The sequence below is a fragment of the Bartonella sp. AA18HLJMS genome, assembly GCF_042197245.1.
In the GTDB taxonomy this organism is placed as follows: Bacteria; Pseudomonadota; Alphaproteobacteria; order Rhizobiales; family Rhizobiaceae; genus Bartonella.
The window spans coordinates 440,969-452,231 of record NZ_JBHIRP010000001.1; the positions used below are offsets into that span (position 1 = coordinate 440,969).

Annotated in this window: 9 protein-coding genes, 2 tRNA genes and 1 pseudogene; 7 read left to right on the plus strand and 5 right to left on the minus strand. The window is 36.9% G+C overall.

Annotated elements, in window-relative coordinates:
* Positions 1-73: 73 nt before the first annotated feature.
* Positions 74-1,738: a glucose-6-phosphate isomerase gene (pgi, locus tag ACFINW_RS01745; RefSeq protein ID WP_375620830.1), complete on the plus strand. Its 1,665-nt coding sequence runs from the start codon at positions 74-76 to the stop codon at positions 1,736-1,738.
* Positions 1,739-2,090: 352 nt separating this feature from the next.
* Here pgi and ACFINW_RS01750 read toward each other — a convergent pair.
* Positions 2,091-2,180: transfer RNA gene (locus ACFINW_RS01750), tRNA-Ser, on the minus strand.
* A gap of 285 nt (positions 2,181-2,465) precedes the next feature.
* On the opposite strand from ACFINW_RS01750, the gene rplU reads away from it, so the two are divergent.
* The 4 genes from rplU to ACFINW_RS01770 all read left to right on the plus strand — a co-directional run bounded on the left by rplU (position 2,466) and on the right by ACFINW_RS01770 (position 8,509).
* A complete protein-coding gene (rplU, locus tag ACFINW_RS01755; protein ID WP_375620829.1) occupies positions 2,466-2,945 on the plus strand; it encodes a 50S ribosomal protein L21 in 480 nt (159 codons plus the stop codon).
* Between the two features lie 12 nt (positions 2,946-2,957).
* Complete coding sequence (rpmA, locus tag ACFINW_RS01760; protein WP_273723965.1) at positions 2,958-3,227, plus strand: 50S ribosomal protein L27; 270 nt, start codon at positions 2,958-2,960, stop codon at positions 3,225-3,227.
* 1,404 nt (positions 3,228-4,631) lie between these two features.
* Positions 4,632-7,163 carry a phosphoenolpyruvate--protein phosphotransferase gene (gene ptsP, locus ACFINW_RS01765; protein ID WP_375620828.1) on the plus strand — a complete coding sequence of 844 codons (2,532 nt, stop codon included), beginning with the start codon at positions 4,632-4,634 and terminating at the stop codon, positions 7,161-7,163.
* A gap of 1,256 nt (positions 7,164-8,419) precedes the next feature.
* Positions 8,420-8,509 (plus strand) — tRNA-Ser (locus tag ACFINW_RS01770).
* A 259-nt stretch (positions 8,510-8,768) separates the two neighbouring features.
* On the opposite strand, the gene ACFINW_RS01775 is transcribed toward ACFINW_RS01770, so the two are convergent.
* The 3 genes from ACFINW_RS01775 to ACFINW_RS01785 form a co-directional block, all read right to left on the minus strand.
* Positions 8,769-8,981 carry a hypothetical protein gene (locus ACFINW_RS01775; RefSeq protein WP_375624260.1) on the minus strand — a complete coding sequence of 71 codons (213 nt, stop codon included), beginning with the start codon at positions 8,979-8,981 and terminating at the stop codon, positions 8,769-8,771.
* Between the two features lie 131 nt (positions 8,982-9,112).
* A complete protein-coding gene (locus ACFINW_RS01780) occupies positions 9,113-9,340 on the minus strand; it encodes a hypothetical protein (RefSeq protein ID WP_375641061.1) in 228 nt (75 codons plus the stop codon).
* Complete coding sequence (locus ACFINW_RS01785) at positions 9,337-9,999, minus strand: lysozyme (RefSeq protein ID WP_375641062.1); 663 nt, start codon at positions 9,997-9,999, stop codon at positions 9,337-9,339. Before ACFINW_RS01785 ends, ACFINW_RS01780 begins: the two co-directional genes overlap by 4 nt.
* Before the next feature lie 142 nt (positions 10,000-10,141).
* Between ACFINW_RS01785 and ACFINW_RS01790 the strand changes: the two genes are divergently transcribed.
* Positions 10,142-10,366 (plus strand): antitoxin MazE family protein, encoded by a 225-nt coding sequence (locus ACFINW_RS01790; RefSeq protein ID WP_273791685.1) that lies wholly within the window; start codon positions 10,142-10,144, stop codon positions 10,364-10,366.
* Complete coding sequence (locus tag ACFINW_RS01795) at positions 10,366-10,689, plus strand: type II toxin-antitoxin system PemK/MazF family toxin (protein WP_375620473.1); 324 nt, start codon at positions 10,366-10,368, stop codon at positions 10,687-10,689. The genes ACFINW_RS01790 and ACFINW_RS01795 overlap by 1 nt, the downstream gene beginning before the upstream one ends.
* A 38-nt stretch (positions 10,690-10,727) precedes the next feature.
* Here ACFINW_RS01795 and ACFINW_RS01800 read toward each other — a convergent pair.
* Positions 10,728-11,263: pseudogene (locus ACFINW_RS01800) on the minus strand (late control protein); the annotation flags it as partial.

Sequence of the window (11,263 nt, forward strand, 5' to 3'; positions counted from 1 at the left end):
TAAAAGAGATGCTTTCTGCTTTGTTATTGTTTGGGCATAGATTTCATTATCAATAACCGTATAGGATAAGCTTATGGGAGATAGCTTTTCGATTCGAAATGAAATGGCTTTTGAAGCCACATTAAAAGCTTTAAGAAACCATGCCGCAAAGGATGGGGTCTATGATATTCGTCGGCATTTTGTAGAAGATGAACAGCGTTTTTCCCATTTTTCCCTCAGACTTGATGATCTTCTTTTCGATTTTTCAAAATGTGGTGTGACATTTAAAACATTGCAACTTCTAGATGATTTAGCGGTCGCAGCAGATGTGTTAGGCCGGCGTGATGCAATGTTTTCTGGTAAGGCGATTAATACAACTGAAAAACGCTCAGTTCTTCATATTGCATTACGTTTACCTGCTGATGAAATTTTCATGTTGGATGGTCATAATCTTATTCGCGATATTCAAGACGTCTTTGACGATATGGAAAGATTTTCTGAAAAGGTGCGTGATGGAAGCTATAAGGGAGGCAGTGGCGAGAGAATAAGTGATATTGTCAATATTGGTATTGGTGGTTCTGATCTTGGTCCTGCAATGGTCACGTATGCTTTAAAACCTTATCATGATGGTCCACAGTGTCATTTTGTTTCGAATGCTGACAGTGCCCATATTTCTGATACTCTCTCTATTTTGAATCCAGCAACAACGCTGTTTGTCATTGCTTCTAAAACTTTTACAACGGCTGAAACAATGGTCAATGCTCAAGTTGCACGTCAGTGGATTTGTTCACATTTAGGAGAAGAAGCCGTTTGTACGCATTTTGTTGCTGTTTCAAGTGCGCTTGATAAAGTGGCAGAATTTGGCATAGATTCCACAAGAGTTTTTAAATTTTGGAATTGGGTTGGAGGACGTTATTCAATTTGGTCAGCCATTGGACTTGTTGTTATGTTTGCAATAGGTGGTGGAAATTTTCGCCAATTTCTCAATGGTGCTTTGCAAATGGATCAACATTTTAAAACTATGCCTTTGCATAAAAATATTCCTATTCGTTTTGCTCTTTTAGGATTCTGGCATCGTGTTATTTGTGGTTATTCATCACGTTCGATCATTCCTTATGCACAGCGTTTAATACATTTTCCAGCTTATTTACAACAGCTTGATATGGAATCAAATGGTAAGCAAGTCTCGCTGGATGGAAAACCATTAAGTTTTTCAAGTGGTCCAATTGTTTGGGGGGATTCAGGAACAAATAGTCAACATGCTTTTTTTCAGCTTCTGCATCAAGGAACAGATATTATTCCTGTAGAATTTATTTTATTTATAAAAGGGCATGAGAAAAAATTACATTCTATGTATGAGATGTTGCTAGCAAACGGTTTAGCACAATCAAAAGCCTTGATGAAGGGGCGTAGTATTGAAGATGCTCGGCATATCTTGATAAAAAATGGAGTTGATGAGGGTGAAGCAGATCATTTAGCACGTCATAGAAGTTTTAAAGGAAACCGTCCCAGCATTACGCTGGTTCAAGATTCATTAACGCCTTTTGCACTCGGTCGTCTTATTGCGCTTTATGAACATCGCACTTTTGTTGAAGGGATTTTAATGAATATTAATTCATTTGATCAATGGGGTGTTGAACTTGGTAAAGAATTAGCAAACGAGTTACTACCAATTCTTCGTGGAGAAAGTAAAGCGGATAATCGCGATAGTTCAACATTAGGGTTGCTAGCACATATTCAAGCAAGACGTGCAAAATAAATATAATTTGACAGTAGGTTTTGTACTAACTAAGCAAAAGTAGAATGAGAGAGAAATATGAAATAATTCTTTAATTTTACTATGCTTTCTCTTGTTATCTGAACTAGATTTATGTAACAGAAAATCAAAAAAGTGCAAAAATTGTAAAAATGAGAATTTATTCGCAAAAACGATAAAGACCTTTGAAAGGTCTTTGAAGATCCTTTGAGAACCTCTTAAAAACTCTTTGAGAAAAAAATAAATTGGTACAAAACCTAGTGTCAAAATATACAAAACCCGCTGGCAAGCTACAGACAAGCTACAGGCAAGCTACGATTAAAGGCAGTTTTAATAATATCGCTTTATAAATTAATGGCGGAGAGAGAGGGATTTGAACCCCCGATAGAGTTGCCCCTATGCCGCATTTCGAGTGCGGTGCTTTCAACCACTCAGCCATCTCTCCATAATAAAGTGAAACAAAAATCGGCACTATTTGAGTGTATAAGGGGTAGATAACCTTCAATTGTTTTTGGTACAACCTTTTTTTCTTTTTTATGGGACTTTATTGACAGAGAATAGAAATTCCTTCATATATACAAAATATAAGCGTGGGGAAATCTGCGCATATTTGTGTTGAAGAAGGTTTTATCCTTCTTTGGGATCTATTACGACTGATAAAAAGCAGCCTATTTTCCCTTATTTCAAGGCAGAAATTAAATAAGAGCTGGAGTGAACGGAAGGATAAAAAATGTTCGCAGTCATTAAAACTGGTGGTAAGCAATACCGCATTGTTGCTAATCAAGTGGTAAAAGTTGAAAAAGTTAGTGGAAATGCGGGTGATGTGGTTGAATTCAATGACATATTAATGGTTGGGCAAGAAGGTAATGCGGTTATTGGTACCCCTGTCGTTGCTGATGCATTGGTGACAGCTGAGATTTTAGAACAGGCACGCGGGCGCAAGGTTATCGCATTTAAGAAGCGCCGTCGTCAAAATTCTAAACGCACGCGTGGCCATCGTCAAGAATTTACGAGGCTTCGTGTTTTAGAAATTTTAATGGGTGGTTCAAAACCTAAAAAAGTTGCTGCGAAACCTATAAAAGAAGAAGAAACTACACCAAAAGAAACAAAAGCTGCTGCTTCTGTTGAGAAGACGACTAAAAAAATGGTTGAAAAAAAGACTGCGTCGCAGAAGAAAGCATCTGTAGCATCAAAGAGTAAGAAAGATTAAAGGAGAGCGTCTATGGCACATAAAAAAGCTGGTGGTTCCTCGCGTAATGGTCGTGATTCAGAATCGAAACGTCTAGGCGTTAAAAAATTTGGTGGTGAAACCGTTATTGCCGGAAATATTATTATTCGCCAGCGTGGTACACGTTGGCATCCTGGAAACAATGTCGGCATTGGAAAAGACCATACGCTTTTTGCATTATCAAATGGAAAGGTTTCTTTTCAACGCAAAGCGGGTAATCGTTCCTATGTTTCAGTCATTCCTATGGTGGAGGCAGCAGAGTAATCTGTAACACTCTCTAGCCATCAACGGGATTTCATTGAATTGTAGTTGTGGTTTTATAAGTATTCAAAGGGAAAGATGAATCTCATCTTTCTCTTTTTGCGTTGGTACTATAATAAATGTAGAAGATAAAAAGGTAGAATCGGGGAAATGGCTTTTCTCAATGAGGGAAAAAGTTTGTGCGCTGTTATGTTAGTATTTAAGTACTGAACATATTGATATTATGATAGAGTTTGTTGATAAGTTTCTGTATAATAATCAGTGAGGAGAGACTTTCTTTTTATGTATGAAGAAGCGTCGAGTAATTTCTTATAAGAGAAGCAGTTTGTTTTCAGAAAATTATGAGAAATTTAATGAGAGCATTATTGATGTAATCATTTTGATAAAGATGGATCTTTTTATCGGCATTGTGGTATTGATGAGTTGTCATACTGTTTTTAGGTGGTAGTGTGGGTAGGTGGGGCTATTCATTTAAAAAGACATAGGGATAAAAAATCCATAAGAAGGTAGTCAAAACTACTTTGAAAGTGACGTGCATTAAGGAATTTTCGGTAAATCGAGAGTGAAATTATATTTTTAAGGAGTACGGTGTTTAAAGATATAAAAATAACCAACTTGCAATCAGCGCCCTTCAAGAATATTTTTTCTGATTTCACTATTATTGTGTATTGTTGAAAATAGACAAGCATAAGAGCTAGGGTTAAGGCAATAATTGCTTTTCATTTTTTACTTTATTTATCTTATTTGTAGAGTTTTTCTTGATTTTAGTAGTTGGTGATGGTGCTTGGGAGGGGATGTCGTACTTTGCAAATGTGCGACAGAGGGTATTGTGTATTTGCGATATTGATTGAAGTAAAGGTGTAGCTTAAAATATATAAATATTATATATCGAGAGTTTGATATCATAAGATGGGTAGCACGGAATTTTAAAGATGATAAGTTGCATGGAGCAATTTGTAATTATGTAATGAACTTATAAAGAGGGATAATAGGTTAAATAAACTTTGAGGAATCAATTAAAATATTAGCTGAAGTTACGGATGATTGGGAAGGATGCTTTCTTGTAGGGAGAATAGTGAAAAGTTATGTTGGATAACTTAGGATAATGAGAGCATTTTGAAAGCATAGTTTTTCAGGTGATTGGTGCTGTAAAAAACGGGGTTTTGTCTTTGTAAAGTAAAAGAGTAAGAGGCAGACTTGTTTATGATGGTTTTGAGCACTGAGGTGGATAATAATATCTAATTGTTTTATCGGTTATATTGAGGTATTTAAGCACCTCACTTAGCTATATTCTGTAAAATATAAAGAGAGCTGTGGTGGTATTTATAGCTTGTATTTTGGGAAATGCAGCTTTGAAAAGGAATGTATCAGAGATATTGGTGTTCAAATGTGAGGCAATTTGAATTCATGATGAGATATGAGAAAGCAGAAGCAATGAATGTAGATTTTACTGATGGTGAAATCTTGTCTATAAGATCTGTACAACTTGCAGCTGCTTTTGATCATAAAAATGATGCAATTTATGCTGCTGCTGAATTGCTTGTGCAGGTTGGTGCAGTTGATAAGTGTTATCTGGCAAGTATGCTTGCACGTGAAGAAACAACCAATACTTGGCTTGGAAATGGTATAGCCATTCCTCATGGTATGGCTGAAAATCGTGATTTAATTATCAAGGATGCTGTTGCTGTTATACAGGTGCCTGCTGGTGTTGAGTGGCAGGATGGCAAGAAAGCATATTTGGTTATTGCCATTGCAGCGTGTCCAGATCGCTATAGAGAAATTTGTAAAAAATTGACGTCTCTTTTATTTGATAAAAAACAGCTTGAAGTACTTGCAACAACTATGGACAAACAGCAAATTGTTACAACTTTGTTTGACCAAGAGATGAAGATAGAAAAAACTTTTATTGGTGACCTTTCGGTGTGTCAGGAATGGACTTTAGATTATCCAAGTGGTCTTCATGCACGACCAGCTTCTCTATGGGTTGATTTTGCGAAAAAGGCTCAAAACTCTATCAGAGTTCGCCATGGTCAATATACCGTTGAAATGAAAAATTTGGTTGGTTTATTGCAATTAGGAGCAAAAAACGGTGATGTTCTGATTTTTTCTACAGATGCTGCAGAAGGAGCACAACTTCTCAATGATGCCATTGCTATTGCAAAAAAAGTGAGTATTAGTGAAAAATGTCTGATGAGAGCAATGGAATCTCAAACAAAGGCTTTTCATGGTTGGTATCCACGCTCTATGCAAAAAGGCATTTCTGGTGTTGGAGCGAGTTCAGGATTAGCATTTGGTAAGATTTTTGTTTTAAGGCAAAATGATATTTCCATAATAGATCAGCCAATTGATTTTGCAGCTGGTGCAGCATGTCTTGAAAATGCTCTTACAAAAACAAAACATAAAATGGCATCTGTGATTTCTGATATTACAGTGCGTATGGGAGCAGATTCTGCTGCGATTTTTTCTGCGCAAATGGTTTTGCTTGAAGATGAAAATTTAATAGCTCAAGCTTGTCGTTTTATAGCGGAAGGTCATGGTGTCGCTTGGTCTTGGGATAGAGCGGTTCGTCAATTTTCAGATATGTTTTTTAAGGTAGATAATCCTTTGTTAGCAGCACGTGCTGTTAATTTAGTTGATGTTGGTCGACGTGTTTTAGGTGAAATCAATCCATCCTATAGATCGTTCTTTTTAAATGATATTCCACATGGTGTAATTCTGGTTACAAATGACCTTTCTCCTTCTGATGTAGCACAACTTGATTGTACAAGGGTAAAAGGATTAGCAACAGCATGGGGAGGTCCATTATCTCATACAGCTATTTTGGCGCGTACTCTTGGTATTCCAATGGTTGTTGCTGCAGGTGATGATATTTTAGCAATTCAGTCTGATATTCAGGCTATTATTGATGGCGATAACGGGTTTATTTACCTTAATCCTACGCTTGAAGACGTTGAAGATGCTCAAAGGCATATTGATACTGTTGCGCAAAAACGTGTCAGTGAAATAAATGCATGTAGATTACCAGCGCAAACGACAGATGGTCAAAGAATTCGTATCATGGCTAATGTCAATTACGCAAATCAGGTTCCTGTTGCGCTTGATTTAGGGGCTGAAGGTGTTGGACTCATGCGCACGGAATTTTTGTTTTTAGAGAATCCATATATTCCGGATGAAGAGCTACAATTTAATATATATCGGGCGATGATTACAGCTGTAGGAGATAAGCCATTAATTATTCGTGCACTTGATATTGGTGGAGATAAACAGGTTACGCATTTACATTTATCTAAAGAGGACAATCCTTTTTTAGGTGTTCGAGGAACGCGGCTTTTGTTACGTCGACGTGATCTTTTGGTGCCTCAATTACGTGCTTTATATCGAGCGGCAAAAGAGGGTGGAGATCTATGGATTGTGTTTCCGATGGTCATGTCTGTTTCAGAGATTGTCGCTATAAAAAAGATTGCAGAGGAAATCCGCAACGATGTTGATGCACCAAAATTAAAACTTGGTATTATGATCGAAGTTCCAGCAGCGGCCATTATGGCAGATGTATTAAGCGCCCATGTTGATTTTTTTTCAATTGGAACCAATGACCTAACACAGTATACAATGGCTGTTGATCGGCAAAATCCGTACCTTGTGTCTGAAGCTGATAGCCTTGATCCAGCAGTTTTGCGTATGATTTATCAGACTATTCAGGGAGCTGCACAACATAAGTGTTGGGTTAGTGTATGTGGTGGTATGGCTGGAGATCCTTTTGGTGCAATGATTTTGACTGGATTGGGAATTAATGAGCTTTCTATGATATCTTGCGATATTTCTCCAGTAAAGGCGTGTTTACAGACTCATAGTTTTGAAGATATGAAAATTTTAGCACAAAAAGCATTACAATGTGAAACTGCACGAGCTGTACGTGCTCTAAGCAAGGATATAAGGTAATAAAGAACATTAAGGGGAAAGAACGAGCTCATTTTGCAGACTAATCAGATCTTTAGTGCTGTAAAACATTAATACAGTATATTAATTTATAATGGTAATTTATCGTTTTACATAATGAGAACCCTGAATATTGTAGGGTTTTTTCGTTTTAAATTTCTCTATATTTAATTAATAAAAATTACTCTTTTATACATTACAAGGAGGAGTAATGTATGGATAAAAACACTCTAAGAAAGAATAAATTCCTTTTATGCATTCTCTCAAATAGCAATAGATATTGTAACATTAGGCGACAAATAGCGTGATAGTACTTGGCTTTTACTTTTTATTTAAGGAAAGATGATGTTATCCAATAGATTTTATACCATTCATAGATACCGTATGAGGTAGATGTAGCAAGCTTTAAGAGATGTTTTTTTACAAACGTGTGGATGGGAAAGAAAATAGTATTTTTAGAGTATTCTGTTTTGTGATGAGACCATATCACGCTTAAAGAATGCGATAATCAAAAGTATAAAGTAATACGTAATTTTTTTAAATAATGGAGACTACTTTAGATATTTTGAAAACTGTAAAGCTGAATTTAAAAATATATGGTAAAAATGAAAACAGGTTTGCATTTTTATGATTTTGTATTTGATCAAAATGAGACTATTTTTTCATTTTAGAAAATAAAATATATTCATACATATTAAATTAAAAATGCAAAGTTTTTTTCTGAATTTTATTTTCTTTAGTATCAACTAAATATAGAAGCGTGAAATTGAATAGAGGATTTAGAATAGGGCTTATTATGTAATCCTATGAAAGAGAAAACTGATACCATCACACTATTTTACAGCTCTCAATGTTGCAAAAATTCGTGCTATTTAAGAAAATGCATAAGAGCCGCTTATCCTCTCTTAAAATGTTCTTCCCCCACATACCATCCCTTCCTATGACGTATAAGTAAGTGATTTTAATTATTTGGTTGTGTAAAACTATGGGCTGTATGCTAATTTTAAGAGAAGTATTTTTTTGTGAAGCAGAAAGTGCGTAAATGAGCATGAAAGTTTATAACTGGTGACAATCTTTTTATTCTCATTATTGTATTCTACAAACCTATCCACGAAAAAAGTTTTTTCTTAAAAAGAAGGGATGTGCTTGTTATTCAACAGATAAAAGCTCTTACTTTAATAAATGAATTTGTTTTTTGGGTTTTGAATGTATAGTTTAGACTTGCACGTTATTTCTTTCTGGGTATAGTGCGAACTTCTGGAGAGGTGGCCGAGTGGTTGAAGGCGCACGCCTGGAACGCGTGTATATGGGAAACCATATCGAGGGTTCGAATCCCTCTCTCTCCGCCATACAATTTTCTCCTATGTATAACGTATTGATTCTTTGTAATCTTTTTAAAGGTTCGGGAGCGTTAACAAAAGTTCGGGAATAGGATTTTCCAACATACCGTTACAAAGCTCATCTTTTTCCTCCAACATTCTCTAATAATTTTTTGAATTTTTTGAAATCCACTGTTTTAAATGTGCAAAGACATTCTCTATCGGCTCCATGAGACGAGCAAAATTAAGAAACCATTTTCTAAAGAATTTCGCGCGTCTCAGAGTATGTTTAGAGTCGGATATTTGGTTTTTGTGTAAAAATACTTACTAATGCATCCATAATACGTGAAAAATCAAGCGCTAATAAGAGTATAATGAGTACAATCCATTTCGTATAACGCGACATCACTTTTACACTTTTGTAGGTCATGATGATTTCTTGAAGTATTTCTTTTTCTGCTTCCGTAAGCTCTGTATCGTCTTGTGTTTTTTTTCTAGCCATGTTTCCACCCACACACACGTTCGCCCTGCTTGTTATGCTTTAAGATCTCTCTTGCTAAATTGGAACTGATGGCGTTCAGATCTTGCTTATCTAAATAAATTGGCAACCAGCCAACACAAGAAGAAGCATATTTATTTGTCGCGCAACCAGTCAGAGAGAGCAACGCGCACATCAGCATCACTTTTTTGATTAACTTCACTTTCCACCTCCAGACGTGTTGTGGCTGCTTTTAAAGCTTTTTCTGTTTGCTTTTGTTGCTCTGCTTTTTTCCCAAGAGTAAAAGCTCTTGCTAATGCAATAAAAAAAGCGGCTAAAGCCGCGCCTGTTATCATCAGATTTCTTTTCATCCATAAGATCATAGACGATGCTCCTGAAAGCGTTTAGCAACAAAGAAAATACCAGCACATGCTGCTAAGACCATAATGGTTGCCAAAGCCCATTGGATGGGTCCATTGCCTGCTAATAAGCCTCCAAGACCAGAAAAAGAGCCAATAATCGGTGCAAGTGCTTCTGCTTTGAAAACCCCCGTTGATGCTTGCGTTTCTACTGTTTGATAATTGGAGGAAACAAAAGCCCCTTTTGCCCATAAGCCTGTTTCTGCCGCGCGCCGGTGTGCTAGACCTTCAAGACGCTTCCCGCCTGCTTTGGTCCATTTCTGTAGCTCGGCAGGGACAGCTTCATATTCACCTTGATTGAGCTTTTTTAACAGTGTCGAGTTACAAAAGGCTGTTGTTCCTACATTATAGCAAAATGACACTAACGCCGCGAATTGTTCATCTGTTAATGAAACTGTAACAGCGCGTTCAACGACATTTTCAAATTGTCTTAAGTCTTGGCAAAGAAGTTCTTCTGCTTGCTTTTCCGTGATGGTCATGCCTTCATAAACAAAAGGCTTTCCAGCATTGTTTGTATGTCCATAACCTATTGTCCACACCCCAATGGTATCTTTGTAGGCGTTTAAACGCAAGCCTTCCCATTGTTTGATAAGTGCAAGTCCCTCTAATGATATTTTTCGCATGTGTTGCTCCATAAAAAAGCCCCACACAAGGCGGGGATGAGTGAATATTAAAAATTACAATTATTGCCTTTTATTAAAAATCTTGTTTCATGTAACTTTTTTCTGTGTTATACGTTACATGAAACATAATGGAGATTTTGTTATGGCTACAATGCACGTCAATGAACGCGTTCAAAAACATCGCAACGCACAAAGAAAAGCAGGTTTGCGTTTAATGCAAATTTGGGTACCAGATATTCGCCAACCGAACTTTGCAGAAGAGTGCCGACGCCAATGTCGCTTAGTCGCAAAAATGGATAAAACAGATACATCTATGCAGTTGTTGATGGATCAATCTTTAATGGATGTTGATGGCTGGACAGAATAATGCGTGGATCTCTCGTCACAATAGCTATGCAAGGCGATTTTGGTAAACCAAGACCTGCGTTAATCATTCAAGCTAATCAATTTAGTGAGCATACAAGTGTAACGGTTTTACCAATTACAAGTACACTTGTTGATGCGCCATTACTCCGCATTACGATTCAGCCAAACACAAAAAATGGTTTACAAAAACCTTCGCAAGTAATGATTGATAAGATTATGACGGTAAGATGTGAAAAAGTTAGTCCAGCTTTCGGCTCCATTCATGCAGATAAAATGGTAGAAATTGAACGCTGTTTAGCTGTATTTTTAGGAATAGTAAAATAAAAATAGTATTTCTTTTTATCATCATAAAATAGCTTTGTTTATATATCTTCCTCATCCATATGGATGACGCCTTCGCCTTCGTCGCATGCGTTTGGTGGGGCGTTTGGATCAAGGGTATCATCCTTTTCTGGTGTGGTGTTTGCAACGTTTCCAGCCGCATCTTCTTGTGATGCATCAAAAAGTTCGCACTCTATTTTTGTGGTGTAACCACCCGTTTTATCAAGTTTGTGTTTAACGCTTTTGATGCGCCATTCTGCCGGTATATAAGGGCGGAAAGGGGGCTCTTGAACAAGCTTTGCTTCTGCTTGCACAAAGGGATCACCACCGATATCACATGAGAAAGAAGACTTACCGCGTGATGATTTATTGCGATAAGCAGCAATGGCCGCAACAGCCTCTGATTGGTTATGGTAGGTGTATTTGAGTTCATGGAACGGCGGATTACCAACTTTGACTTCTTTTTTTTCACCACTGCGGATATCATGATAAGTTGCGAGAACACCGCCTTTTTTCTCTTTGTCTTCTTCTTCTTTCTCAGGTGTTGTTTCTGCTTTTTCCGATTCAGATGATGATG